The following is a 26111-nucleotide window of genomic DNA, read 5'->3' as shown; positions in this document are numbered from 1 at the left end:
TAAGGGCGAACGTGTTGCGGCTACAAGCCGGGATTGTCCGCCCGGTGGATAGTCGCACCACTGAATTTATCGCATCGTGGTCGCTGCCGCCTGACGCTGCCGCGCCAGATGCGCAACGGCGCTGGCCAGCCGATCGATCTCATCGAAGGTGTTGTAGAACGCGAGCGACGCACGCACCGTGGTTTCGACGCCGAACCTGCGCAGGATCGGCTGCGCACAATGGTGCCCCGTGCGCACGGCGATGCCCTCTTCATTGAGCGCGTGGCCAACGTCTTGCGTGGTGTAACCGTCCAGCGTGAACGACACCACGCTGGCCTTGTCGGCAGCAGTGCCGATCAGGCGCACGCCGTCGATGTCGCGCAGGCGCGCGGTGACGTAGTCCAGCAAAGCGTGTTCGTAGCGGCCGATGTTCTCGATGCCGATGCGGCTGACGTAGGCCAGTGCTGCGCCCAGGCCGACGGCGTCGGCGATATTGCCGGTGCCCGCTTCAAACTTGTTGGGGATGGCCTGGAACGCGGTTTTTTCGAACGTCACGTCGGCGATCATGTTGCCGCCAAACTGGATCGGCGGCATGGCGTCGAGCACAGCGCGTTTGCCCCACAACACGCCGATGCCGGTCGGGCCGAACACCTTGTGGCCGGAGAAAACGTAAAAGTCGGCATCGAGGTCCTGCACGTCCACGCGCAGGTGCGACACGGCCTGGGCGCCGTCGACCAGCACCTTCGCGCCCGCTGCATGGGCCAGCGCGACGATCCGCTTGACCGGGGTGACGGTGCCGAGCACGTTCGACACCTGCGTGACGGCGACGATTTTCGTGCGATGATTGAGCAGCTTGCGATAGGCGTCGAGTTCAAGCTGGCCACTGTCGTCGACGGGAATCACGCGCAGGATCGCGCCTTTGGCTGCCGCCAGCTGCTGCCAGGGGACGATGTTGGCGTGGTGCTCCAAGTGCGAGACGATGATTTCATCGCCCGCGCCCACGTGCTGGCCGCCCCAGCTGCGCGCGACCAGGTTAATCGCTTCGGTGGCGCCGCGCTGGAAGATGACCTCGGCAGCCTCGGGCGCATGGATGAACTGCCGCACCTGCTCGCGCGCGCCTTCGTAGGCGTCGGTCGCGCGCGCCGCCAGCGCATGCGCGGCGCGGTGGATGTTCGAGTTTTCAGAACTGTAGTAGCGCTGCAGGCGGTCGATCACCACCTGCGGCTTGTGAGTGGTCGATCCGTTGTCGAACCAGGCCAGCGCGTGGCCGTTGACACGTTCGGCCAGGATAGGGAAATCGCGGCGGACGGCGGCGACGTCGAATGCGGGTTGGTCGAGGTCTACACGGCCTGGCGCCAGGGTTTCCAACATCGTGATTCCTGTTCTATTGAGTAAATAAAAATCGTGTTCATGCGGCCCCCATGCCATTCGCCGACGCACCGGTACGCGACTCCGCCTGCGCGATGCGGCCACCGGCCGGCACATCCTGGGTCACCCAGACATTGCCGCCGATGACGGCGCCCTTGCCGATCGTGATGCGTCCGAGGATGGTGGCGCCGGCGTAAATGACCACGTCGTCCTGCACCACCGGATGGCGCGGCAGACCTTTTTGCAGCTGGCCTTCGGCGTCGACCGGGAAGCGCTTGGCGCCAAGCGTGACGGCCTGGTAGACCCGCACGCGTTCGCCGATGACGGCCGTCTCGCCAATCACGACCCCGGTCCCGTGGTCGATGAAAAAGCCCGCGCCGATGGTGGCGCCCGGGTGGATGTCGATGCCGGTGGCGGCGTGCGCCAGTTCGGCCACGATGCGCGCCAATAGCGGCAGGTCGAGCAAATACAGCTGGTGCGCCAGGCGGTAATGAATCATCGCCAGCACGCCCGGATAGCACAGCAGCACTTCGTCGACACTGCGCGCGGCCGGGTCGCCCTGGTAGGCAGCCAGCACGTCGCTGTCGAGCAGCGTGCGGATGGTGGGCAGCGCGCTGGCGAAGGTGCGCACGGCGGCCAGAGCGGCCTCGCTGGCGGCGCCGCCGTCGACCGGATCCGGCGCCGCCTTGTATTTCTGTTCGCGCCGCACCTGCTTGAGCAGCGCATGCAGCGCCGCATCGAGCGCGTGCGCCACGTGAAAATCTTCGCTTTCCAGGCGCAGGTCGAGGGGACCGAGGCGCATCGGGAACAGCACGCCTTTCAGGCTCTCGACGATGTTGGCGAGCGCGTCGCGCGACGGGAATTCGCGCCCGCCCGACTCGCCGCTGCGGCCCTGGGAAGTACGCCATACCTGGCGCGCCTGGTGGAGCGATTGGACGATACCTGCAATATCAAAAGTAGCCACAACGGTTCCTTGAGTGAATTGGTCACGGCACTGGCGCGGTGACGAAAAACGCGTCGCTGTTCCAGTACGACTATACGGTTGATCAGTTTCGATGCAAACGAATGAAACCATCTTACCGAAGATGGAAAACAGATATGCGCTGGCACGTAAAACGCAGAGCGAAAAAAAGCCCGCAGCAGTGGCGGGCTTGAATCCCACGTCCTTGGAAAGACCGGGTGAGGAGACAGTTCAATTATGGCGCGCTGCACCAAAAATGAAAAAGACTATTTGCGCATACCTTTATCGGTTTGCTGGATTGCTTACCTGGCTGCGACGGCGTGCGGCACTGCCGGCGCGCTCGGCGCGGAAGCGGCAACGGCCGGCGGAACATCAAGCACCAGCGTCTTTAAACCCAGCACCGCGCTGCTTTGCTGGCGGATCTGGTTGGCGAACGCCGGGTCGCCGTTCAGCTTGCGGCCATACGACGGCACCATTTCCTTCATCTTCGCCCGCCATGCCGAGGTTTTCAGCTGATCGCGGAAGGCCGAGGCCTGAAGCACTTTGAGCATGATCGGCGCGGCGGTCGAGGCGCCTGGCGATGCGCCCAGCAGCGCGGTGACGCTGCCATCGGCGGACGCCACCACTTCGGTACCGAATTGCAGGATGCCGCCCTTTTTCGGGTCATCCTTGACGATCTGCACGCGCTGGCCGGCGTTGACCAGGGTCCAGTCTTCCAGCTTCGCCTGCGGCAGGTACTCGCGCAGCGTGGCCAGGCGTTCTTCCGGCGTGTTCATCACTTGCTGGATCAGGTATTTGGTCAGCGGGATGTTATCCACGCCAGCGCCCAGCATCGGCTTGACGTTGCCGGTGCCGATCGAGGCCGGCATGTCGATCCACGAACCGTTTTTCAGGAACTTGGTCGAGAAGGTGGCGAACGGGCCGAACAGCAGGGCTTTCTTGCCGTCGATGATGCGGGTGTCCAGGTGCGGCACCGACATCGGCGGCGAACCGACCGACGCCTTGCCGTACACTTTGGCTGCATGCGCGTCGATCAGCGCCTGGTTGTTGGTCACCAGCCATTGGCCGCCGACCGGCACGCCGCCGTAGCCTTTGGCTTCCGGGATGCCGGTCTTTTCCAGCAGCGGCAGTGCGCCGCCGCCGGCGCCGATGAAGACGAACTTCGCCTGCACGGTGCGTTTCTGGCCATCGGCCAGGTCCTTGACCGTCACGTTCCACAGGCCCTTGTCACCACGTTTGATGTCTTCCACCTGCGTGCGCAAATTGAGCGTCATGCCATGGGTGCCGGTCAGGTGCGTGACCATGCTGCGGGTCAGTGCGCCGAAATTGACGTCGGTGCCCAGTTCCATGCGGGTGGCGGCCACCTTCTGCTTCGGATCGCGGCCGTTCATCACCAGCGGTATCCACTTGCGCAACTGTTCATTGTCTTCGGTGTAGACCATGCCCTTGAACAGGTTTTCCTTTTGCAGGGCGTCGTAACGCTTGTGCAGGTAGGCGATGTTCTCGGCGCCCCAGACAAAACTCATGTGCGGCACATTGTTGATGAACGTCTGCGGCGCGCCCAGATATTGCTTCTGAACCTGGTAGGCCCAGAACTGCTTCGAAATCTCGAACTGTTCGTTGATGTCGACCGCCTTGTGCGTATCGATGCCGCCATCCGGGGTTTCCGGCGTGTAGTTCAACTCGGCGAAACCGGAGTGGCCGGTGCCGGCATTGTTCATCGCATCCGAGCTTTCGGCCGACACTGAATCCATGCGTTCGAACATCGTGACGGTGAGGGCGGGATCGAGTTCCTTGAGCATGGTGCCGAGGGTGGCGCTCATGACGCCGGCGCCGATCAGCACGACGTCGACAGGCGGCGCGCTGGTAGGCGCCGGGTTCTTGGTGCAGGAAGCAAGGGCGAGGCACAACGGGACGAGGATAAGCGAGGTACGCATGCGAGTAGGGAGTGAGGAAAATTGCGCTGGTGCTGACGTGCAAAAATCGGGGTTGCAAAGCGTGGCCGCACTGACGTTGAAGGTCAGGCAGGTCAGTCACTTTCGATGGCATCCAGATCGCTTCCAGGCGGAATTGTCATGGACATGGACGGGCGAGTATAGCCCAAACATAGCCGATTTCAGCGCTAACCCGGCCCAAAAAGGCCCTTCTCCGTATTCAAGCGGAGGCGTCTGCGTAATATTACGCAGACGATTTTCGTGCCCTTAAATGGCGTCCAGAGCGCGGCGCAAATCGGCGCGCAGATCGTCGACGTCCTCGATCCCGACCGACAGGCGGATCAGGCCATCGCCAATGCCCAGGCGCGCGCGCTGTTCGGCCGGAATCGACGCGTGCGTCATCAGGGCCGGATGCTCGATCAGGCTCTCAACGCCGCCCAGGCTTTCGGCCAGCGCGAAGATGGCGCAGCGTTCCAGGAAGCGGCGCGCGCCGGCCAGGTCGGTGTCCAGGTCAATCGAAATGATGCCGCCGAAGCTGTCCATCTGGCGCTGCGCCAGCGCGTGCTGCGGGTGCGACGCCAGCCCGGGATAAAACACGGTGCGCACTTCGGGCTGCTGTTCGAGCCACTGCGCGAGAATGAGCGCGCTGGCGCTGTGGCGCTGCATGCGGATGGCCAGCGTCTTGATGCCGCGCAGCGCGAGGAAACTGTCGAACGGACCGGCGATGGCACCCACTGAATTTTGCAGAAACCCCAGTTGCGCGGCCCACGCCGCCTGGTGCGGCTGGTCGCCAACGATGGCGATGCCGCCGATGATGTCCGAGTGTCCGTTGAGGTACTTGGTCATCGAGTGGACCACGATGTCGAAGCCGTGTTCGAGGGGCCGCTGCACCAGCGGGCTGGCAAAGGTGTTGTCGGCCACGGCGATGATGCCGCGCGCGCGGCAGATGGCGGCAATCGCCTGTAAATCGGCCAGTTTGAGCATTGGGTTGGTGGGCGTTTCGACCCACACCATGCGCGTTTCCGGGCGCAGTGTGGCCAGCAGGTTTTCGGGATTGGTCAGGTCGGCGTAGCTGACATCGAGACCGGCGCTGCGGCGGCGTACGCGCTCGAACAGGCGGTAGGTGCCGCCGTACATATCGTCGCCGGCGACGATATGTGAACCGGCGTCGAGCAATTCCAGCACCGTGGCAATGGCGGCCAGGCCGGACGCAAAGGCGAACGCCTGCGCCCCGCCTTCAAGGTCGGCCACGCAGCGCTCCAGCGCGAAGCGGGTGGGATTGTGCGAGCGGCCATAATCAAAACCTTTGTGTACGCCCGGGCTTTGCTGGACGTAGGTCGAGGTTGCGTAAATCGGCGGCATGATGGCCCCGGTGGTGGGGTCTGGCGCCTGCCCGGCGTGGATTACGCGCGTGGCAAGTTTGGTAGCGGGTTTCGTCGAGTCGTTGGTCACGAGAGTGTCCTGCGCAAATGGTTGAGAAGGTCGAAGCGGGTGATCAGGCCGTGGAAGGTGGCGCCGTCGGCCACCACCGCCGTCAGGCCGCGGTCGAACGTGGCGCGCAGGGCCGCCAACCCTGCCTCGGGATGCAGAATTTCCAGGCGCGTGGTCATGGTGGCGCCGACCAGGGTGGTGAACTGGGCGGCGTCGGCCTGCACGGCCAGCAGCAAATCCGATTCATCGATGATGCCGACCAGGACACCGTCTTCGATCACCGGCAATTGGGCCAGATCGGCGGCGCGCATGCGGTTGAAGGCGACCAGCAGGCTATCGCCGGGTGCGACACTGACCACCTCCCCTTTGTCGTAGCGGCGCCCGATCAGGTCGCGCAGGTCATGCGTGGCTGTGCGTTGCAGCAGGCCCTGGTCGACCATCCAGCCGTCGTTGTAGACCTTGGACAGGTAGCGGGTGCCGGTGTCGCAGACGAAGGTCACGACGCGCTTGGGCGAGGTCTGCTCGCGGCAATAGCGCAGCGCCGCGGCCAGCAGGGTGCCGGTGGACGAACCACCGAGAATGCCTTCGGCGCGCAGCAGGGCGCGCGCACTGTCGAAGCTTTCCTGGTCGGTGATGGTGTAGGCGCAGCGTACGCCTGTCAGGTCGGCAATCGCGGGAATGAAATCTTCGCCGATGCCTTCCACTGCCCACGATCCGCTGGTGTCCGATACATGGCCGGTTTGAATATATTCGGCCAGAATCGAGCCCTTGGGGTCGGCCAGCACGAAGTCGACATGCGGCGCCACGGCGCGAAAATAACGGGTCAGGCCGGTGAGCGTGCCGGACGAGCCGACACCGACCACGATGGCGTCCACGGCATGCCCGGTTTGCGCCCAGATTTCCGGGCCGGTGCCGGTTTCGTGGGCCTGTGGGTTGGCGGGATTGTTGAACTGGTCGGCGAAAAACGCACCGGGCGTCTCCTGCGCCAGGCGCGCCGCGAGATCCTGGTAGTACTCGGGATGGCCCTTGCCCACGTCCGAGCGCGTGGTGCGCACCTCGGCGCCCAGCGCTTTCAAATGCAGGACTTTTTCGAGCGACATTTTGTCGGGCACCACCAGCAGCACGCGATAGCCTTTCAGGCGGCCGACCAGCGCCAGCCCGAGGCCAGTGTTGCCGGCGGTCGCTTCGACGATGGTGCCGCCCGGCTGCAGGCGCCCGTCGCGTTCGGCCGCTTCGATGATGGACACGCCGATGCGGTCCTTGATGGAGCCGCCAGGGTTTTGCGATTCGAGTTTCACGAACAGCTGGCAGAGGCCTGTATCGAACCGGGTCAGTTCGACCAGCGGCGTGTTGCCGATCAGTGAAAATAATGCGGGGGTGGGCATGTGCATGTCTCCTTCGGCGAATGACGCGGGCGGATCATATTCTTCAGCATAGGCGAAGTGAAGGAAGATTTCTGAACTTGCTTATGCCCTGCATGCACCATGCAGATCGGGTCAACTCATCGGACCATGCAGCACCATCAGTTCAGTCACCCAATCCATGAACACCCGCAGCCTGGCGCTGACATGCCGGTTGGGGGAATACGCAATCGTCAGCGGCATCGGCGCCATCTGCCAGTCGTCGAACAGGCGCACCAGCTCACCGCGCGCGACCTGCGCGCTGACCATGTAATCGAGCAGCCACAGTATGCCGAGGCCGGCGACGCCCGCTTCGAGGTAGGCATTGCCGTCGTCAACCGCCAGGACGTAGCGGCCCTGCACCTCGACCGTCTCGCCAGCGCGGTGCATGGAACACGCCAGCAACTTGCCGCTGCTCGCCCCGCGAAAGCCGACGATGCGGTGGTCGGGACCTGCCACGTCGCGCGGATGCGCGGGCCAGCCTGCGCGCGCGAGGTAGCCGGGGGCGGCGTAGACGCCCATTTGCATTTCTGCGATCCGGCGCGCCTTGAGCGACAAGTCCGTCATTTCGCCGCCACGGATGACGCAATCGACCTGTTCGCCGATCACGTCCACGGTGCGGTCGGAAACGCCCATGTCGATCTGGATATCAGGATAGCGCGCATGAAACGCCGGCAGCGCCGGGATCAGGACCAGGCGCGCCAGGGGACTGGGGACATCGACCCGCAAGCGCCCCGACGGCAGCGCCGACGCGCTCGACAAGCTGCTCTCGGCGTCGTCCATGTCGGCCAGCAGGCGCAGCACGCGCTCGTAATAGATGGCGCCGTCGGCGGTGAGGTTCACCTTGCGCGTGGTGCGGTTGAGCAGCCGCACGCGCAGGCGAGCTTCCAACTGATGCACCAGCTGGGTCACCGTGGTTTTACTCATGTGCAGGGTTTGCGCCGCCCTGGTAAAACTGCCGGCCTCCACCACGCGCGCGAACGCCTGCATTGCGTCGAAACGATCCATCCTGCCTCCCCAGTCAATTGTTTGCATTGTACAAACAATGATGGACAAGCCAGCCTGTTTATCTACGAATGGCACGCCAGTACAGTGGCTGCATCGTTCACACCACAGGAGCTCACCATGTCAAACCGTCAAGTCGTCTTCCCCGCCGGCCGCCAGGCGCTGTATGAAAAGAACCGCTATTCGCCCGCCATCGTCTCGAACGGATTTTTGTTTGTCTCCGGCCAGGTCGGCAGCCGCGCTGACGGCTCGCCCGAGCCGGAGCTGGCGGCCCAGGTCCGCCTCGCCTTCGCCAACCTGAACGCCATCCTGCTGGCCGCCGGCGCCTCGTTCTCCGACGTCGTCGATGTGACCGTCTTCATGATCGACCCGGCGCGCCAGTTTGAACAAATCTGGGGCGTCGCGCAGGAATACTGGGGCGGCGCGCCCTACCCCACGTTGACCGGGATCGGCGTGACGTGGCTGTATGGCTTCCAGTTCGAAATCAAGGTCATCGCGCGAATGCCGGACGCTGCAGGCTAAGTTCGTGCGCCCCAATCCGGGCCTGCATGGTGGATCGACGTCAGGATGGATTGGTGCAGATAGCGCGATAAACGCTGCTTACTTTTGCTTGCGGCGATACAACAATGCAGCGCCAGCCAGGCCAAACAGGGCCAGTGTGCCCGGTTCAGGAACATGGGTGGTCGGTACGACGGCATCGATGGACAGTGCAGCAGCTTGCGGATCGCCGTCTACGCCATACAGCGCACCGACAGCGGTCAGGCCGTTGGAGAAATAGGCCATCACCGTCGCGCCGATCAGGTCGTTGCCATAAATCGACGACTGGACTAGCGAGTCGACATCGATCTTCCACTGGAAGGATTCACCGACATTGAAATCGCTGAAATGAAGGTCGAGCACGGAGGCGCCGTCTGCCACCACGGCCGGGCCTGTAAAACCGGTCGTCAAATTCGTCCCATTTGCAGCAGAAAACGGGGTAGCCGACTGTGGATCGGGATTGCACGGTCCGCCATCGACTGTATCGAAACAATAAGGTCCGCCAGCCGTGATGGTCGACAAATCCAGCACAAAACGTTCGATCTTCGCGCCGTCAGTCGAGGTATTCGTGAACGAGAATGTCGTATTGAAGGTGTCGCCGCTGACCAGGAACGACAAGGAAGGCGTTGCCTGCGCCAGATTGGCGGCTGCGACAGTGGCTGAGAACAGGATGAAATACAGTATTTTTTTCATTTGGTACTTTCGTCATGAGCGAGCGCTACTTTGGGTGGACAGACAGGAATTGGATGTTCAAATCCGGTTGAATGCCGGAGCAATTTTGATGCCAGAAAATAAACATCGTTCGATAACAAAGAGTTACCATCCGCCGTCCTGCGTCGATGCAGCTTTTTTCACGCGCAGTGTAAGATTTGCCGACAGCATGTGGCCGGCATGAATCTGCGGACCGCAAAAAAGTGCCGGATGGGATAGATGTGCCGCACGACGAAAACAGCCAGTGCGGCTCGATTGACGGAAATCCCTGATTCCACGATAAAAAACATCACGCTTCACTAAGCGAAAGCTTCAAGCCCGGCAGGCTTTCAGGACAGCATCGCCGCAAACGCGCGCAGGTCGGCCGCATACAACGCCGGCTGCTCCCAGGCGGGGAAATGCCCGCCACGCGGCTGCACGGTGTAACGTTGCAGATTGTAAAACCGCCGGGCCCAGGATGCGGGTGCGGTGACCAGGTCTCGGGGCCACATGCACACCGCAGTGGGCACCACGACGCGGTCGCCTGCCACCAGCGGCGCGCGCAAGTGGCGCGACTCATGGTACAGGCGCATCGACGAGCCGATGGTTTGCGTCGACCAGTAGATATTGATGTTATCTAACAGCATATCGAGCGGAAACACGTCCCAGAGGTCAGGGCCGGCATCGCTCCAGTAGCGGAATTTCTCGAGGATCCAGCTGGCCAGACCTACCGGTGAATCATTGAGCGCATACGCCACCGTCTGCGGCCGGGTCGCCTGCAGGTGCAGGTAGGCGCCCTCGTCGGCGCTCCACGTCTGCACCTGCTTCTGGTAGGCGCGCTCTTGGTCCGTCAGCGGCGGCGCGCTATCGTCCAGCGGCGGATCGACCACCGCGGCAATGTGCAGGCCGCGTACCGCGTCCGGATACGCCAGCGCCATGCGCGTGGCGACACCGGCGCCGATGTCCGTGCCGGAAACGATATAGTTCGTATAGTTCAATCCCTCGGTCATCAGGCGATGGAACAGCGCCACGCTGCCAGCCTGGCCCGGTGCCGTGGGGCGGCTGGAGTAACCATAGCCGGGATGGGACGGCATGACCACGTCGAAGTCCGCCAGCAGCGGGGCCAGCCTGGTGTATTCGACAAAACTGGACGGCCAGCCATTCGTCAGCAGCAAGGCTGGCCGCGCCGCGCCGGCGCCTTTGAAATGCAGGAAATGCAGGTCAACGCCATCAACCGAGGCGCGATAGTGCGGCAACGCGTTGATGCGCGTGGCGGCGCGCGACCAGTCGTACTGCTCCAGCCAGTAATCGACCAGCGCGCGCAACGGTTGCGGCGCCGTGCCCTGTTGCCAGTCATCGGTAATCGCGTCGCTCCAGCGCACCTGGCGCAGGCGCAGCAAGAGGTCGGCTGCGAAGCCTTGGTTGAATGGTGCGTCCCATGTCGTGATGTTCACTTGCGTCCCTTATCGTGCCGCCGCCCACAAAAAATGCACCGCCTGGCATGCGCATCATGCCATCAAGTGGCCACCCGAGGCGCAGGTCCGGTTTCCGTGCGCATGCGCGGATGACGTGGTCCGACGCGACGGCGTCAGCGCTGTAACGACGGCAGCCGCAAGGCGGTGAGCTTCCAGTTGGCAAAGCCGCTGCGCTCAAACACGACCTCCACTTTTTTACCGCCGCCTTCCGCGCTGCCATCCTGCCGATAAGCGACCAGCTTGTCGCTTCCCACGCGCACCCAATCCCACTTCGGCTGCGGGTCCTGGACGTTCTGTGCACGGGATGCATCGGGCGCGCCATCCTGATGTCCGAACCGGCCACTCTGCATGGCGCGCATGACGGTTTCAGGCCGCACCATCGCATCGACCAGCTGGTCGGCCAATGCCGCGCCCATCATCGCGCCAAACGCCGCCAGCGGTTTGTCCGGCGCGATCTTCTCGCCCACCAACAAGGCGAGCTGCTGTTTCAGGCTGGCGCGCAATTTGGGATAGTCGACATGCGCATTGAAGCTTGGCGCGTCCTGTTCCCGGGCTGCGCTCTGCATGGCCCGCAATGCCAGAAACGGCGACCAGTACCAGTAAGCGGCCACGGCGGCGCTGGCCACGACGAGGGCGGCCAGCGCCGGTTTGCCTTTGCGACGGATCATGTTGTCTTTCCGAATGGAGTGGAAGCTTCACTCTACAGCCGCAGGCTTGGTTCAGGCTTAATATACCGAAAGTAATTTTCCCGCACATACCACGAAAGATGTCGATGAACACAGCACACATGATCGGCCTGGCCTTGCTGCTGGCCGCTACCACCGGCCACGCCCAGGACCGCAGCGCCGACCCGCTGCACGGCCTGACGCGCTGCTTCACCGGTACCGAATTTCGCGCCGTGAGCACCGACCGCCTGCCCGCCAGTGTGACATCGCGCGCGGTCGAGACGGCCAAGGGCCCGCTGCGGGTGTCGCTGGCCGACGGCTACCGGATGATGATCCACCGCCAGAGTATGGAGCCGCTGGTCAACCTGAAAATCGAACGCTCGGCCCCGGGCACATTCGACGCTGACCGTGCCGCGATCCTGCTGCAGATGGACCGGATGGTGGCCGCCAGCAACGGCATGCACACCGAGCGCAGCGAGCAGGACGGCATCGAAGTTGTCGGCTTGAACAACCCGGCCATCGGCACGCCCAACGTGATCAGTTTTTACGAATTGTTCGACCCGGCGACAGGCACGGTCGCTACCGCCTACATCCTGAACCAGGCGCCTGCAGTGCGCGAGTACGCCTCCCAGGCAGATTACGACGCCTTGCGGGGCCGCTTCATCAGCGCATTGAGCGGCTGCATGGCGCACGCATTGCCTTCGCCCGGGTCGCAGAACAGCGATCGAACGCGGTAAAATGCCGGGTTCCCGCTGCGCCATCGCCGCAGCCGCCCCGACAAAGACGCCATGACCACCGTACCTTCCGAAATCAACGCCGCCGCAGCCAAAAGCAGCCCGCCCGAAAAAGTCACGCCAATGATGCAGCAGTACCTGCGCATCAAGGCAGAGTATCCGACCATGCTGGTGTTCTACCGCATGGGCGACTTCTACGAGCTGTTTCACGACGATGCTGAAAAAGCCGCGCGCATCCTCGGCATCACGCTGACGGCGCGCGGCGCGCAGAACGGCAACCCGATCAAAATGTGCGGTATCCCGTTCCACTCGCTCGATCCCTACCTCGCAAAACTGGTGAAACTGGGCGAGTCGTGCGCGATTTGCGAACAGATCGGCGACCCGGCCACCAGCAAGGGACCGGTCGAACGCAAGGTACTGCGCGTCGTCACGCCCGGCACCCTGACCGATGCCGACCTGCTGCCGGAAAAGGCCGAGCGCCCGCTGCTGGCCGTGCACATGGTCAGTTCGCGCAAGGTGGTTACCACCGGCCTGGCCTGGCTGTCGCTGGCCTCGGGCGCCTTGAAACTGATGGAGTTTTCGGGCGATGCGCGCACCGTCGGCACGCGCTTGCAGCAGGAACTCGAACGCATCGCGCCGGCCGAGATTTTGCGCGCCAACGCGACCGACGACCTGTTCGACGACAGCGCCTCGGTGCACACGCAACGCGTACCCGACTGGCACTTCGACGTCGTCGGCGGTCACAAGGCGCTGCTCGACCAGCTGGCCGTGGCGACGCTGACCGGCTTCGGCGCCGACGGCCTGGGCGCCGCGTTCGGCGCGGCCGGCGCGCTGCTGCGCTACGCCCAGTCGACCCAGGGTCGCGGCCTGCAGCACGTGAACAGCCTGTCCCTCGAAGCGGAAAATGAATTCATCGGCCTCGACGCCGCCACCCGGCGCAACCTGGAGCTGACCGAAACCATCCGCGGCCAGGAGTCGCCGACCTTGTTCTCCTTGCTCGACGGCTGCCGCACCGCGATGGGTTCGCGCCTGCTGCGCCACTGGCTGCACCACGCGCGGCGTGACCAGGAAATCGCGCGCGCGCGCCACGCTTCGATCGCGGCACTGATCCAGTTTGACGCGGCCGGCGCGCTCTCGACGACGCTGGCGCAAGTGCCCGACATCGAACGCATCACCACGCGCATCGCGCTGCTGTCAGCGCGCCCGCGCGACCTGGCCGCCCTGCGCGACGGCCTGAAACAACTGCCTGCCATGCGTGAACAGGTGGCGCGCTGCTTCGTGGCGGGCGACACCGCGCTGCTGCGTGACATCCACGCCAACCTGGCCACACCAGACGCGTGCCTCGATTTGCTGACCCGCGCCGTGCTGCCCGAGCCGGCCGCGATGGTGCGCGACGGCGGCGTATTCGCGCCCGGCTTCGACGCCGAACTCGACGAGTTGCGCGGTCTGTCTGAAAACGCCGGCGCCTACCTGGTCGACCTGGAAACGCGCGAGCGCGCGCGCACCGGTATCGCCAACCTGCGCGTGGAATTTAACCGCGTGCACGGCTTCTACATCGAAGTCACGCACGGCCAGACCGATAAAGTGCCGGACGATTACCGGCGCCGCCAGACCCTGAAAAACGCCGAGCGCTACATCACGCCGGAGCTGAAGGCCTTTGAAGACAAGGCCCTGTCGGCGCAGGACAAGGCGCTGGTGCGCGAAAAACTGTTGTACGAGCAGCTGATCGGCGACCTGGCCCCGCACATCGCGGCACTGCAGGCCATCGCCCAGGCGCTGGCGCAGATCGACACGCTGGTAGCGCTGGCGCGCCACGCGCTGGCCAACAACTGGTGCGCGCCGCAGCTGGTGCCTGACCCGTGCCTGTCGATCGTCGAAGGGCGCCACCCGGTAGTGGAAAACCAGATCGAACGCTTCATCGCCAACGACTGCCTGCTCAATCACGAACGCCGCCTCCTGCTCATTACCGGCCCCAACATGGGCGGTAAATCGACCTTCATGCGCCAGGTCGCGCTGATCACGCTGCTGGCCTACATCGGCAGCTACGTGCCGGCCGCCAGCGCCACCATCGGCCCGATCGATCGCATCTTCACCCGCATCGGCGCCACCGACGACCTGGCCGGCGGGCGCTCGACCTTCATGGTGGAGATGACCGAATCGGCCGCGATCCTCAATGGTGCCACCGAGCATTCGCTGGTGCTGATGGACGAAGTGGGCCGTGGCACCTCGACCTTCGACGGCCTGGCGCTGGCGTGGGCCATCGCGCGCCACCTGATCGACGTCTCGCGCAGTTTCACCCTGTTCGCGACCCACTACTTTGAATTGACCCAGCTGCCCGAGAGCCACCCAACCGCGTCGAACGTGCACCTGTCGGCGGTCGAGCACAAGGACAGCATCGTGTTCCTGCATGCGGTGCAAAGCGGCCCGGCCTCGCAAAGCTATGGTTTGCAGGTGGCGCAACTGGCCGGCGTGCCGCAGCCGGTCATCAAGGCCGCGCGCAAGCACCTGGCGCGCCTCGAAGCGCAGGCACTCGACACCACGCCGCAGCGCGACCTGTTCGCCCTGCCCTGCGTCGAAGAAGACGACGCACCGCTGGAGACGGTGCAGGCATCGAGCGAACTGCTCGACGCACTGGCCGACATCGATCCGGATGCACTCACACCGCGTGAAGCGCTGGAGCACTTGTACCAGCTCAAGCGCCTGGCCACGTGATGCAGCGCCGCTTGGCCATATCCCTCGCGCTGGCACTCGCCAGCGCGCCCCCCGCCCATGCTGCAAAGGCTGATGACGGCCACCGCTTCGGCATCATCGGCCACAGTTTCAACCGCGGCGGCGAAAAGCAGCTGCGCCAGGCGCTGGCCGACAGCGCGGAAAAATCGCTCGCCTTTGTTGTCGTCACCGGCATCAAGGGCGAGAAGGAAGGCTGCAGCGACAGGCTGTATGAAGAGCGGCGCGACCTGATCGACGAAGCGAAGCGCCCGATGATCGTGGCGCCGGCCGGCAGCGACTGGACCGAGTGCAAGAACAGCGCCGGCAAGCGCAATCCGATCGAGCGCCTGAACCGCATGCGCGAACTGTTTTTCGGCGAGCCGCGTTCGCTCGGGCAGAACACGCTGCCGGTCACGCGCCTGTCGACCAGCCCGCGCTTTCGCAGCTACGCCGAGAACGGACACTGGGAAATCGGCAAGGTGCTGTACGCCACCATCAACCTGCCCGCCAATAACAACCATTTTTTGCCGGAGGCGGGCCGCAACAACGAGTTTGAAGACCGGCTGGTGGCCAACCGTTTCTGGCTCAATCGCCTGTTCTCGCTGGCGCGCACCGACAAGGTGGAGGCGATCGTGCTGTTCTCGGAAGGTGATGCGAAGGTGACCCTGGAGCCGACCGGGCTGCGCGCGCTGCTGCGCCGCGATCCGCAGGGGCGCGACGGCTTTGCCGAGACAAGGAAGCAGCTCGTCACGCTGGCACAGAAATTCAAGGGGAAGGTACTGCTGGTCGACAGCGCGGCGCATCCAAAGGCCACGCCCGTGATCGAGTGGCACGGCAACCTGGGTCACGTCAGCATTGACGGCGTGTCGGTCGAGGTGGCTGTGCATCCCGGCGCGAAACAGCTGTTCACGCTGCACGACCCCGCGAAGTAACAGCACACAATAAAACCGCGGCAAGCGCCGCGGTTTTGATGACTATTTAATGCAGTGGCTGGCTGCGGAAGTGGTCGCCCGCTTCGCTGTCGTCGCCTTCGTCGTCATGCTCGTCGCCATGCGGATGGTGGCCATGGGCGCCATGCACGTGGCCGTGCTGGATTTCTTCATCGGTGGCGGCGCGTACTTCAACGACCGACAGCTCGAAGCGCAGGGCCATGCCGGCCAGCGGGTGATTGCCGTCGAGGACAACCTTGTCGTCGGCGATATCGGTGACCGTGAAGATCAGCGCTTCGTCGTCCGGCGTGGCGCCATCGGGCATGCCTTCGAACTGCATGCCCACTTCCAGCGGCTCGGGCAAGCGGTTGCGCGGCTCGACCTTGACGAGGGCTGGATCGTAGTCGCCGAACGCATCGTCCGGTTCGATCTGGATGACATTCTCATAGCCGACTTCTTTGCCGTCGAGTTCTTCTTCGATTTTTGGCAGGGTATTCTCGTAGCCGCCGTGCAAGTACACCATTGGCTGGCTGCCGTCTTCGATCAGGTTGTTCTGAGCATCGGACAGTTTGTAGTTCACTGTGACGACCGTATCCTTGGCAATTTTCATCGTGCTTCCTTTCATAGTCAGGCCGAGATTATACCCCTGCGGCCTGTTTTCAGCCCGGCGCAGATGGTTATAATGGCGCATGAAAAAACTTCCGCTCCTCGGCAACATCAGCGCCGCAGAATTCCTGCGCGACTACTGGCACAAAAAGCCCCTTCTCATCCGCCAGGCCATCCCTGGCTTCACGCCCCTGCTGACCCTTGAGCAGTTGAGCGCCATGGCGCGCCAGAACCATGTCGAATCGCGCCTGGTCACGCAAGTGGACGGCGAATTCGACATGCAGCTCGGCCCGCTGGAACAGCTGCCGGGTCGCGACAACGGCCCCTGGACCATGCTGGTGCAAGGCGTGAACCTGGAAGACGCGCGCGCCGATGCGCTGCTGCGCCAGTTCCGCTTCGTCTCCGACACGCGCCTGGACGACCTGATGATCAGCTTTGCGACCGACGGCGGCGGTGTCGGTCCGCACTTCGATTCCTACGACGTGTTCCTGCTGCAGGCGCATGGCCAGCGCCGCTGGCGCATCAGCGCGCAGAAGGATCTGGCGATCATCGAAGGCTTGCCATTGAAGATCCTCAGCAACTTCGTCGCCGAAGACGAATTCGTGCTGGAGCCGGGCGACATGCTGTACCTGCCACCGCAGTATGCGCACGACGGCGTGGCGATCGGCGATTGCATGACCTATTCGATCGGCTTCCGCTCGCCGACGTACCAGGAACTGGGCGAAGCGTTCCTGCAATTCATGGCCGATTCGATCGACCTGCCCGGTCGTTACGCCGACGCTGACCTGACGCCCGCAAAAAACCCGGCCGAGATTCCGAAAGCCATGTTGGCCAGCCTGACCGCTGAGCTGAACAAAGTGCGCTTCACCGAAGAAGACATCACCATCTTCATGGGCGAACATCTGTCCGAGCCAAAACACAATGTGTTCTTTACAGGGCCGGCGAAACCGCTGACCATGGGACGCTTCCTGATGATGGCTTCCAAGCGCGGCGTCAAGCTGTCGCTCAAGAGCCTGATGCTGTACCGCGGCGAACACGTGTTCATCAATGGCGAGTCGTTTGCCGTCGGCAAGCAGGACAAGGCCGTGCTGGACGTGCTCGCCAACCAGCGCGCGCTCGATGGCGCCGCACTGGTCGATGCATCGGATGACGTCAACGATGCGCTCTACACGTGGTATCAGGATGGCTGGCTGGAACTGATCTGATCTGGAGGAAGCATGGACGACGCACAGGTAATCCCGTTCAGTTCGCGCAGCGACTTCGCCCTGCAGCTACACGCCTGCATAGCGCGCGCGCAGCGCTCGCTCGACCTGTTCGATCCTGATTTCGCCCTGTTCGGGCTGGGCACGTCAGAGGTGGACGGTATCCTGCGCGACTTTTTACGCCATGGCGGCCAACTGCGCCTGGCCATGCACCGCAGCACGCATCTCGAGCAGGCCTGTCCGCGCTTCATGCGCCTGCTGCGCGACCTGGGCCACCAGGTCGAATGCCGCCTCACCAGCCGCTCGCTGCAACCATTGACCGACTCGTTCTGCATCGCCGATGGGGTCGACGTGGTACGGCGCTTTCACAGCGACCATGCGCGCGGCGAAGCAGCCTTCGGGGTGCCTGGCGCCGCCGATATCTGCAAGGAACGGTTCGGCGCGATCTGGGACGAATCCAGGCCGACGCTGCATCCGACAACGACTGGATTATAATGGCGCGGAATTCCCGGTGGAGAATTGCCTCGGCCGAATGTCCTGGACGTCGATTTACACCTTGTTACAAAGTGAACGTTGTTCTTGTATAAAATACTTACAAGTTGACATCCTCTTCCTATTGCGAAACAGTAAATTTGGCTATAATATCGGGTTAGGAAGGTTCTTGTCTCTCAGGCATCTATGATTCATGGAAGCTCTACGAGAATGTCCTAACGAGCGATAATTACCGGTAATTATTCATCGCAACAATGCTGTTCTTACTCTTGAATTAATTAAGGAAAAACCATGAAAAAATCCCTGCTGATCATCTCCCTGATGGCTGTTGCTCTGACCGCATGCAGCAAAAAAGAAGAAACCACCGTGACCCCAGCTCCAGTAGTTGACGCTGCTCCAGCTGCTGCTGTTGCACCAGCTCCAGTAGTTGAAACGCCAGCAGCTGCTCCAGCTGCTGACGCTGCTGCTGCTGCTGCTTCGAGCGCTGCTTCGGCTGCCTCGTCGGCTGCTGACGCTGCTTCGTCGGCTGCTGCTGCTACCCCAGCTAAGTAATATCAATCGGCTTCTGCCGATCGATTGAAAGCCGGCCTCAGGGCCGGTTTTTTTACGTCTCGTGGTTCTGAATCTGGTGCGCGGAGATAATGTCATTCGTCGTTATCCGGAACCTCGTCATGCCGGTGAAAACCGGGATCCATGCTACTTCGAGAGCATGGTGCTATTGATTCAGCATGGATCCCGGTTGTCGTCGGGATGACGCATAAAAAAAACCGGCCTGAGCCGGTTTTTTTACGTGTCAGGTTATTACTTCAGCTCGTTCGCCAGCAAGCCCAGAATCTTCGTGGCAGTTGGCGACGCTTCCGCTTTACCGTCATTGCTTTGCACCGTCACGTCGCTGGTCGAGCCGCCCTGTGGCGCCTTGACCAGGATGCGGTAGCGCTGGGCTTCCTTGGCCTTGTCCGAATCGCCAAAGCTGAACAGCTTGCCGAAGAAGCCTTTCTTGTCGACGGCATCCGGATCGATGTAGCGCACAAAATAAATGCCCTGCACGCGGTCACGGTCTTCAACAGTAAAGCCAACCCGGTCCAGCGCCAGGCCGACACGGCGCCAGGCGCGATCGAAACCTTCGTCCACTTCGACCTTGTCACCCACCAGTTTGGCGTGCAGCGCGATTGGCGTGGCGCCGGCCACGGCGGCTTCGGCCGGCTTGGTGTCGGTGGCGCCGGTCAGCGTGGAGACCAGGCGCGACAGGAAGGCCGATTCCAGCGCAGGATCGTTCGGACGCGAGGTCCAGGTGGACGATTCCTTGGTTGCGCCGACCATCACTTCTTCGGCGCCGCGATGGCTGATCCAGACTTCGGTCGAGCCGTCCGGCAGGCGCTCGAGGCGCGTGCGGAATTTGTCGCGCTCGCCCGTCGAATAGGCCGAATCGAACACGCGGCCGATGGTGCGGCGAATGAAGTCTTGCGGGATCTTCGAGCGGTCTTCGTTCCACGCCGTTTCCATGATGCCGGTGGTGGGCGAATCTTGCGCAATTTCGAAGCCGCTGTCTTCCCAGAATTTCTTGATCTCGGGCCAGAGCTGCTCGGGCGTGCGCTTCACGACCAGCCACTTCTGATTACCCGAACGCTCCACGCGCACCGCATCGGTCGAGACCGGGCCGATGACTTCTGCTGCGCCAGGGCCGGCGACGGCAGCCTGGTTGCCGCCCTTGTTCATGCCGGATGCGGTGGCGATGCCGCGGCTGTCAGGCACGGCGTAACGACCGTCTTTTTCCAGTTGGGTCAAGTCCGGCGGCACGTCCAGTGGCGCGGTGCGTTTCGATGCCTTGTAATCGACTTTATTGGAACCGATGCCCAGCATGCTGCAGGCACCCAGGCTGAACGCCAGGGTGGTCAGTGCCAGGACGCGCGCGGTGGCGGAAGGAGAAACCAGGGTGGTTGTCTTGCGAATAGTCATGTGGTGTCTTATAGGTTTCAGCTTACGGCTGGGACAAAATACCGGCGTCGCGCAGGGCATCGCGGACGGTAGCGTGGAAAGGTGCGGACAGGGGCGCGAGCGGCAGGCGCAGGCCGGCAGGCATCATGCCCATCTCGGCCAGCGCCCATTTCACCGGCACCGGGTTCGGCTCGACAAACAGCTTGGCATGCAAATCGAGCAGGCTGTTGTTGATGGCAACGGCACGGGCAATGTCGCCCGCCATGGCCGCTTCGCACAATTCGTGCATGGCGCGCGGCGCCACGTTGGCGGTCACCGAGATATTCCCGGCGCCGCCGCAGAACATCAGCGCCATTGCGGTCGGATCGTCGCCCGAATACACGGCAAACGACTTTGGCACGTCCTTCAAGAGCGCAATGCCGCGGCCGATATTGCCGGTCGCGTCTTTCACGCCGACGATGTTCGGCACGGCCGACAAACGCACGATGGTCTCGTTCGACATGTCGGCCACGGTACGGCCCGGCACGTTGTAGAGGATGATCGGCAGGTCGACCGCTTCGGCGATGCTTGAAAAGTGGCGGAACATGCCCTCTTGCGTCGGACGGTTGTAGTACGGCACGACCTGCAGCGTCGCGTCGGCCCCGGCTTCCTTGGCGAAGCGGGTCAGGCGGATGGCTTCTGCGGTCGAATTGGCGCCCGCGCCGGCGATCACCGGAATACGGCCGGCACAATGCTCAACGGCCAGGCGAATCAGTTCGCAGTGTTCATCGACGCTGACGGTGGCCGATTCGCCGGTGGTACCGACGATCACAATGGCGTCGGTGCCTTCGGCGATATGCCAGTCGATCAGTTTTTTCAGGCCGTCCTTATCCAGACTGCCATCTTCGTGCATCGGGGTGACGATTGCTACTATGCTGCCCTTAATCATATTCTATCGATCGTGCCGTTAAGTAAAGCCTGATTGTAGCGGATAGGCCGGCCGGATGGGTCATTTGGGCCGGGATTAGCGTGACTTTTACAAGTCGAGCGGCATGCTGGAAAGGTCGAAACCAGGCGCAGCGGCGACGATGCGCTGCACGCGCGCCGTGCGCGTCTTGTGGATCACGCCGTCTTGATAGGCCAGCACGTGCAGGCCGTGCGTGCGCGCCATGTCCTGCAGTTCGCCGGGCGCGAGCAGGAAGGCGGGATTCGATGGCTTGCCGAATGCTGCATTGCCCAGTGCGAAGGTCTCGTAAATGAGCAGGCCGCCAGGCTGCACGGCGCTGGCCAGGTGACCGAACAAGGGCCGGTGCAGGTAGTTGGTGACGACGATTGCGGCAAAGCGCCCCGGCGCAAACGGCCATACGGCGCCCTCCTCTTCCAAATCGACGCAGTGGGTCGTGATGCCGGGACCGGCCGCTTCCAGCAGCGCCAGCGGATCGCGGTCGACTGCCAGCACGGGATGGCCCAGCGCCGCGCCCAGACGCGCGTGACGCCCACGCCCGCACGCGAGATCGAGTACCTCGCCGCCTGGCGCCAGCTTCAGCCAGCGCGCAACCCAGGGAGAAGGAACGGTAGACGAAGCGTCGCTCACGTGTAATCGAGGCCCATGGCTTCGCGCACATCGCGCATGGTTTCCTGGGCCAGTTTGCGGGCCACGTCGCAGCCGTCGGCGACGATGGCGCGCACCAGCGAGGGATCGTCCAGGTATTGCTGCGCGCGTTCATGCATCGGCTGCTGTTCGGCCAATACCTCGTCGATCACCGGCTGTTTGCACTCAATGCAGCCGATGCCGGCCGAGGTGCAGCCTTTTACGACCCAGTCCTTCACCGCTTCGCTGGTGTACACCTCGTGCAGCTGCCACACCGGGCACTTTCTCGGGTCGCCCGGGTCGGTACGGCGCACGCGCGCCGGATCGGTCGGCATGGTGCGGATTTTTTTGGTGACCGTCTCGGGGTCTTCGCGCAGGCCGATCGCGTTGGCGTAACTCTTGGACATCTTGCGACCATCGAGGCCGGGCAGGCGCGAGGACGTGCTCAGCTTGACTTGCGGCTCGACCAGGATCAGCTTGCGGCTGCCCTCCAGGTAGCCGAACAGGCGCTCGCGGTCGATGTTCGACAGGCTGCCGGCGTCGTTGAGCATGGCGCGCGCCTGCTCCAGCGCCTCGTCGTGACCATCTTGCTGGTAGCCGGTGCGCAGTTCCATGTACAGCTTGGCGCGCTTGCTGCCCAGCTTCTTGACGGCATCCAGCGCCTTTTCTTCGAAGCCCTTTTCCTTGCCGTACAGGTGATTGAAGCGGCGCGCTATTTCGCGCATCATTTCGATATGCGGCACCTGGTCTTCGCCCACCGGCACTTCGCTGGCGCGGTAGATCAGCACGTCGGCCGCCTGCAGCAGCGGGTAGCCGAGAAAGCCGTAGGTCGACAGGTCGCGGTTGGCCAGGTTCTCGATCTGGTCTTTATAGGTCGGCACGCGCTCGAGCCAGCCGAGTGGCGTGGCCATCGACAGCAGCAGGTGCAACTCCGCGTGTTCGGGCACGCGCGACTGGATGAAGATGGTCGCCTGGGACGGGTCGATGCCGGCGGCCAGCCAGTCGACAATCATGTCCCAGCTGCTTTTCACGATGATCGACGGGTCGTCGTAGTGCGTGGTCAGCGCGTGCCAGTCGGCCACAAAAAACAGGCACGGCTGCTCCGATTGCATGGTGATCCAGCTTTTCAGGGCGCCGTGATAGTGGCCAAGGTGCATGGCGCCGGTGGGGCGCATGCCTGAAACGACACGGTCGGGATACATAAGCTTAGCGAATCAGGAAAGTGAGCGGCGTGGCCAGCACATTCAGCGCGCCGTTGGCGAGCAACATCATTGGCCCGACCCAGAAGTTCAGCACCTGGAAGTACAGCAGTGCCAGCACGATGAAGAAGCCATACGGTTCGATCTGCGCGTATTTATAGGCCAGCTTGTTGGGCAACAGGCTGACCGCGATGCGGCCGCCGTCGAGTGGCGGAATCGGGATCAGGTTGAATGCGAACATGAGCACATTGGCCAGCACGCCGGCGTGCGCCACGCGGTGCGGGAAGGCCTCGTCGACCTCGAAAAACGTCAGCAGGATGGCGACGATCAACCACATCAGCGCCATGATGAAATTCGCGCCAGGGCCGGCCAGTGCCACCCAGGCCATGTCACGCTTGGGGTTTTTCAGACGATTGAAATCGATCGGTACCGGCTTGGCGTAGCCGAACACAAAGCCAGTGGTCAGGTACAGCGCGGTCGGAATGATGATCGTGCCGAACAGGTCGATGTGGACCAGCGGATTGAGCGTCATGCGGCCGGCCGCGTAGGCCGTGTTATCGCCAAAGTATTTCGCCACGTAGGCGTGGGCAGCTTCGTGCAGGGTTATCGCAAAAATAACCGGCAGTGCATAGACTGCAATCGTGCGTATCGTTTCATCCATGGGGGCAGATTTTAACAGGCATCACAAACCGAAGGCCGCCGGATCGCCCCTGCCCTCCCGCACCAGCACCGGTTCCGGACCGGTCAGGTCGATCACGGTGGTCGGCTCGAGCGTACCGGCACCACCGTCGATCACCAGCTCGATCAGTTTCTCCAGGCGCGTGCGCACTTCGTCCGGATCGGACAGGATCTCTTCGTCACCGGGCAGCTGCAAGGTGGTGCCGATCAGCGGCGCACCCAACTCGGCCAGCAGCGCCTGCGTGATGGTGTTTTCCGGCACCCGCAGGCCGATGGTTTTACGGGACGGGTGCGACAGGCGGCGCGGCAATTCGCGCGTCGCTTCCAGGATCACCGTGTACGGGCCTGGCGTGGTCGCTTTCAGCAGGCGGTACTGGGCGTTGTCGACGCGCGCGTACAGCGCGATCTCGGACAGGTCGCGGCACAGCAAGGTCAGGTGGTGCTTGTCATCGACACCACGGATGCGACGCAGGCGCTCCACGGCATTCTTGTCGTCCAACTGGCAGACCAGCGCGTAGGCCGAGTCGGTCGGGATGGCGACGATGCCGCCCGACTGAATAATCTGCACCGCTTGCTTGATCAGACGTATCTGGGGATTGTCGGGATGAATCTGGAAGAACTGGCTCATTGGCGATCCAGGGCCTGCAAGGCGGCAATGCGTTCCTGCATGGGCGGGTGCGTGGAAAACAGCGCACCCCAGCCACCGGGACCGGCCGAAATGCCGGATGCCGCCATACTGCCCGGCAAAGCGCCGGGAGCCAGACCACCCAGGCGCGCGAGGGCGCGTTGCATTGGTCCTGCATTGCCCAGCAATTTGGCCGAACCGGCGTCGGCGCGAAATTCCCGCTGGCGTGAAAACCAGGCCACGATGATCGAGGCGACCAGGCCGAACACGATTTCGCAGACGAACACGGTGACCATATAGCCGATGCCGGGGCCGCGATCGGATCCGTTGCGCAGGAGTACCTTGTCGACGAAGAAGCCAACCACGCGCGCCAGGAACACGACGAAGGTATTCACCACGCCCTGGATCAGGGTAAGCGTGACCATGTCGCCATTCGCAACGTGGGCAATTTCGTGGCCCAGCACCGCTTCGACTTCCTCACGGTTCATGCTTTCCAGCAGGCCGGTCGAGACGGCGACCAGCGCGGAATTTTTAAAGGCGCCGGTGGCAAATGCGTTCGGCTCGCCGTCGTACACGGCCACCTCGGGCATGTTGATACCGGCGCGCTCTGACAACTGGCGCACGGTGGCCAGCAGCCACTGCTCGGTGGAATTGCCGGGCTGGGTGATGACGGTTGCGCCGGTCGACCATTTGGCCATCGGCTTACTCATCAACAGCGAAATAAAGGAACCGGTGAAACCGACCACCACCGAGAACACCAGCAACTGGCCAATATTGATGCCGCCCGCACTCACGCCGCCGCGGCCGACGCCGAGCAGGTTCAATACGATGGACAACACCAGCACAACGGCAAGGTTGGTGGCAAGGAACAGCACGATGCGTTTCATGGGCGCCTGGTAAACATAGTTGGAAATACGGGTTAGATAAAGCTTTGCGCGGCAAATTCAAGTTAGCGCACGCTTAACCCGCGCTTTCAAAACCGTCACCCCGGCGCAGGCCGGGGCCTATAACACGCCAACGAAGTACTGATGTTTGCGATTTCTGGAGCGTGCTATGGGTCCCCGCCTTCGCGGGGATGACGTGCTGATGCAGTTGGTAGTTTAATACCAATCGTGCCAAACCGGCGTCACGCCAGCCGGCAAAGGCGGCAGCTTGTCGAACTCGACGCGCGCTTCGCCCGGCGCATGGAAGTCAGTGCCGCGCGAGGCCAGGAAGCCGTTGCGCTTCGCGACCTCGGCGTAGATGGCGTACTGGTCCGGCGTGTGGCTGCCGGTCACCACTTCGATGGCAGTGCCGCCGAGCTGCTTGAATTCGTCGAGCAACGCCGCTTCGGCCACCGGGCTGAAGTTGTAGCGACCCGGATGCGCCACCACCGCAATCCCGCCGGCGGCGCGAATCCAGCCCACTGCTTCGGTCAGGGAAGCCCAGCGGTGCGGCACATAGCCCGGCTTGCCTTCGGTGAGGAACTTGCGGAACACCTCGCTGGTATTTGCGCAGGCGCCTGACGCCACCAGGTAACGGGCAAAGTGGGTGCGCGACATCAGGTCGGGGTTGCCGACGTATGCCAGCGCGCCCTCGTAGGCGCCCGGGTAGCCGGCCGCTTCCAGCTGGGCCGCGATCTCGCGCCCGCGCGCATCGCGTCCGGCGCGCGTGGCCGCCAGCCCGGCCTTCAATGCCGCATTGGTTTCGTCGATCTGCAGGCCGACAATGTGGACGGTCTGGTTGGCCCAGGTGATGGAAATTTCCACGCCGGCGACAAAGCGCATGCCCAGGCCGGTTGCCGCAACGCGCGCAGCGGCAACGCCGCCGATCTCGTCGTGGTCGGTCAGGGCCCAGACGTCGACACCGGCCTGGTGCGCATACGCCGCCACCCCGGCGGGCGTCAGGACGCCGTCGGAAACGTTGGAATGGCAGTGCAGGTCGACTTTCAATATGGATCCAAGCGCTTCAGTGAGGGAAGCTTCATTGTACGGCAGGCTACTCCCAG

Annotated in this window: 24 protein-coding genes and 1 pseudogene; 7 read left to right on the top strand and 18 right to left on the bottom strand. The window is 63.1% G+C overall.

Features of this window, described 5'->3' with window-relative positions; all coding sequences use genetic code 11:
* Nucleotides 1-66: 66 nt before the first annotated feature.
* The 6 genes and pseudogenes from V6M87_RS00530 to V6M87_RS00505 form a co-directional block, all read right to left on the bottom strand.
* Nucleotides 67-1380: pseudogene (locus V6M87_RS00530) on the bottom strand (family 2A encapsulin nanocompartment cargo protein cysteine desulfurase); the annotation flags it as partial.
* Between the two features lie 7 nt (nucleotides 1381-1387).
* Nucleotides 1388-2311 (bottom strand): serine O-acetyltransferase EpsC, encoded by a 924-nt coding sequence (gene epsC / locus V6M87_RS00525; RefSeq protein ID WP_332847762.1) that lies wholly within the window; start codon nucleotides 2309-2311, stop codon nucleotides 1388-1390.
* A gap of 299 nt (nucleotides 2312-2610) precedes the next feature.
* Entirely contained in the window at nucleotides 2611-4245 is a 1635-nt protein-coding gene (mqo, locus tag V6M87_RS00520) for a malate dehydrogenase (quinone) (protein ID WP_332847761.1), read from the bottom strand.
* Between the two features lie 264 nt (nucleotides 4246-4509).
* Nucleotides 4510-5694: a trans-sulfuration enzyme family protein gene (locus tag V6M87_RS00515; protein ID WP_332847760.1), complete on the bottom strand. Its 1185-nt coding sequence runs from the start codon at nucleotides 5692-5694 to the stop codon at nucleotides 4510-4512.
* Nucleotides 5691-7058 (bottom strand): cystathionine beta-synthase, encoded by a 1368-nt coding sequence (locus V6M87_RS00510; RefSeq protein ID WP_332847759.1) that lies wholly within the window; start codon nucleotides 7056-7058, stop codon nucleotides 5691-5693. Before V6M87_RS00510 ends, V6M87_RS00515 begins: the two co-directional genes overlap by 4 nt.
* Before the next feature lie 111 nt (nucleotides 7059-7169).
* Nucleotides 7170-8081: a LysR family transcriptional regulator gene (locus tag V6M87_RS00505; protein WP_332847758.1), complete on the bottom strand. Its 912-nt coding sequence runs from the start codon at nucleotides 8079-8081 to the stop codon at nucleotides 7170-7172.
* Between the two features lie 117 nt (nucleotides 8082-8198).
* Here V6M87_RS00505 and V6M87_RS00500 point away from each other — a divergent pair, with 117 nt between their 5' ends.
* A complete protein-coding gene (locus tag V6M87_RS00500; protein ID WP_332847757.1) occupies nucleotides 8199-8600 on the top strand; it encodes a RidA family protein in 402 nt (133 codons plus the stop codon).
* Nucleotides 8601-8678: 78 nt separating this feature from the next.
* Here the strand turns inward: V6M87_RS00500 and V6M87_RS00495 are convergent, their stop codons facing one another.
* The 3 genes from V6M87_RS00495 to V6M87_RS00485 form a co-directional block, all read right to left on the bottom strand.
* Nucleotides 8679-9308, bottom strand: coding sequence for a PEP-CTERM sorting domain-containing protein (locus tag V6M87_RS00495; RefSeq protein WP_332847756.1), 630 nt, complete (start codon nucleotides 9306-9308; stop codon nucleotides 8679-8681).
* 347 nt (nucleotides 9309-9655) lie between these two features.
* On the bottom strand, nucleotides 9656-10759 hold the full coding sequence (locus tag V6M87_RS00490; protein WP_332847755.1) for an epoxide hydrolase family protein: 1104 nt from the start codon (nucleotides 10757-10759) through the stop codon (nucleotides 9656-9658).
* Nucleotides 10760-10893: 134 nt separating this feature from the next.
* Nucleotides 10894-11448: a DUF2939 domain-containing protein gene (locus V6M87_RS00485; RefSeq protein ID WP_332847754.1), complete on the bottom strand. Its 555-nt coding sequence runs from the start codon at nucleotides 11446-11448 to the stop codon at nucleotides 10894-10896.
* A gap of 104 nt (nucleotides 11449-11552) precedes the next feature.
* Here V6M87_RS00485 and V6M87_RS00480 point away from each other — a divergent pair, with 104 nt between their 5' ends.
* The 3 genes from V6M87_RS00480 to V6M87_RS00470 are packed head-to-tail and all read left to right on the top strand — an operon-like array spanning nucleotide 11553 to nucleotide 15820.
* Nucleotides 11553-12182: a hypothetical protein gene (locus V6M87_RS00480; protein ID WP_332847753.1), complete on the top strand. Its 630-nt coding sequence runs from the start codon at nucleotides 11553-11555 to the stop codon at nucleotides 12180-12182.
* A gap of 51 nt (nucleotides 12183-12233) precedes the next feature.
* Nucleotides 12234-14891, top strand: a complete 2658-nt coding sequence (mutS, locus tag V6M87_RS00475; protein WP_332847752.1) for a DNA mismatch repair protein MutS — start codon at nucleotides 12234-12236, stop codon at nucleotides 14889-14891.
* 11 nt (nucleotides 14892-14902) lie between these two features.
* Nucleotides 14903-15820 (top strand): hypothetical protein, encoded by a 918-nt coding sequence (locus tag V6M87_RS00470; protein WP_332847751.1) that lies wholly within the window; start codon nucleotides 14903-14905, stop codon nucleotides 15818-15820.
* A 46-nt stretch (nucleotides 15821-15866) separates the two neighbouring features.
* Here the strand turns inward: V6M87_RS00470 and V6M87_RS00465 are convergent, their stop codons facing one another.
* Complete coding sequence (locus V6M87_RS00465) at nucleotides 15867-16427, bottom strand: FKBP-type peptidyl-prolyl cis-trans isomerase (RefSeq protein ID WP_332847750.1); 561 nt, start codon at nucleotides 16425-16427, stop codon at nucleotides 15867-15869.
* A 79-nt stretch (nucleotides 16428-16506) separates the two neighbouring features.
* Between V6M87_RS00465 and V6M87_RS00460 the strand changes: the two genes are divergently transcribed.
* The 3 genes from V6M87_RS00460 (at nucleotide 16507) to V6M87_RS00450 (ending at nucleotide 18669) form a co-directional block, all read left to right on the top strand.
* On the top strand, nucleotides 16507-17628 hold the full coding sequence (locus V6M87_RS00460; RefSeq protein WP_332847749.1) for a cupin domain-containing protein: 1122 nt from the start codon (nucleotides 16507-16509) through the stop codon (nucleotides 17626-17628).
* A 12-nt stretch (nucleotides 17629-17640) separates the two neighbouring features.
* A complete protein-coding gene (locus V6M87_RS00455; protein ID WP_332847748.1) occupies nucleotides 17641-18120 on the top strand; it encodes a DUF7931 domain-containing protein in 480 nt (159 codons plus the stop codon).
* A gap of 288 nt (nucleotides 18121-18408) precedes the next feature.
* Nucleotides 18409-18669, top strand: coding sequence for a hypothetical protein (locus tag V6M87_RS00450; protein ID WP_332847747.1), 261 nt, complete (start codon nucleotides 18409-18411; stop codon nucleotides 18667-18669).
* A 249-nt stretch (nucleotides 18670-18918) separates the two neighbouring features.
* Here the strand turns inward: V6M87_RS00450 and bamC are convergent, their stop codons facing one another.
* The 8 genes from bamC to V6M87_RS00410 all read right to left on the bottom strand — a co-directional run bounded on the left by bamC (nucleotide 18919) and on the right by V6M87_RS00410 (nucleotide 26058).
* A complete protein-coding gene (gene bamC / locus V6M87_RS00445) occupies nucleotides 18919-20073 on the bottom strand; it encodes an outer membrane protein assembly factor BamC (RefSeq protein ID WP_332847746.1) in 1155 nt (384 codons plus the stop codon).
* A 22-nt stretch (nucleotides 20074-20095) separates the two neighbouring features.
* Complete coding sequence (dapA, locus tag V6M87_RS00440) at nucleotides 20096-20980, bottom strand: 4-hydroxy-tetrahydrodipicolinate synthase (RefSeq protein WP_332847745.1); 885 nt, start codon at nucleotides 20978-20980, stop codon at nucleotides 20096-20098.
* 87 nt (nucleotides 20981-21067) lie between these two features.
* Entirely contained in the window at nucleotides 21068-21625 is a 558-nt protein-coding gene (locus V6M87_RS00435; RefSeq protein ID WP_332847744.1) for a class I SAM-dependent methyltransferase, read from the bottom strand.
* Nucleotides 21622-22824: a tryptophan--tRNA ligase gene (locus tag V6M87_RS00430; protein ID WP_332847743.1), complete on the bottom strand. Its 1203-nt coding sequence runs from the start codon at nucleotides 22822-22824 to the stop codon at nucleotides 21622-21624. Before V6M87_RS00430 ends, V6M87_RS00435 begins: the two co-directional genes overlap by 4 nt.
* Before the next feature lie 4 nt (nucleotides 22825-22828).
* Nucleotides 22829-23482, bottom strand: coding sequence for a site-2 protease family protein (locus V6M87_RS00425; RefSeq protein ID WP_332847742.1), 654 nt, complete (start codon nucleotides 23480-23482; stop codon nucleotides 22829-22831).
* 21 nt (nucleotides 23483-23503) lie between these two features.
* The gene (locus V6M87_RS00420) at nucleotides 23504-24127 is read right to left on the bottom strand and encodes an L-threonylcarbamoyladenylate synthase (protein WP_332847741.1); all 624 of its coding nucleotides are present in this window, start codon (nucleotides 24125-24127) and stop codon (nucleotides 23504-23506) included.
* A complete protein-coding gene (htpX, locus tag V6M87_RS00415) occupies nucleotides 24124-25011 on the bottom strand; it encodes a protease HtpX (protein WP_332847740.1) in 888 nt (295 codons plus the stop codon). Before htpX ends, V6M87_RS00420 begins: the two co-directional genes overlap by 4 nt.
* Nucleotides 25012-25224: 213 nt before the next feature.
* Complete coding sequence (locus tag V6M87_RS00410) at nucleotides 25225-26058, bottom strand: 3',5'-nucleoside bisphosphate phosphatase (RefSeq protein ID WP_332847983.1); 834 nt, start codon at nucleotides 26056-26058, stop codon at nucleotides 25225-25227.
* Nucleotides 26059-26111 lie beyond the last annotated feature (53 nt).

It is taken from the genome of Massilia sp. S19_KUP03_FR1, from assembly GCF_036688685.1.
Classification (GTDB): Bacteria; Pseudomonadota; Gammaproteobacteria; order Burkholderiales; family Burkholderiaceae_D; genus JALYUM01.
Note: the sequence above shows the minus strand (reverse complement) of the source record. Positions and strands in the feature narration are given on the sequence as shown.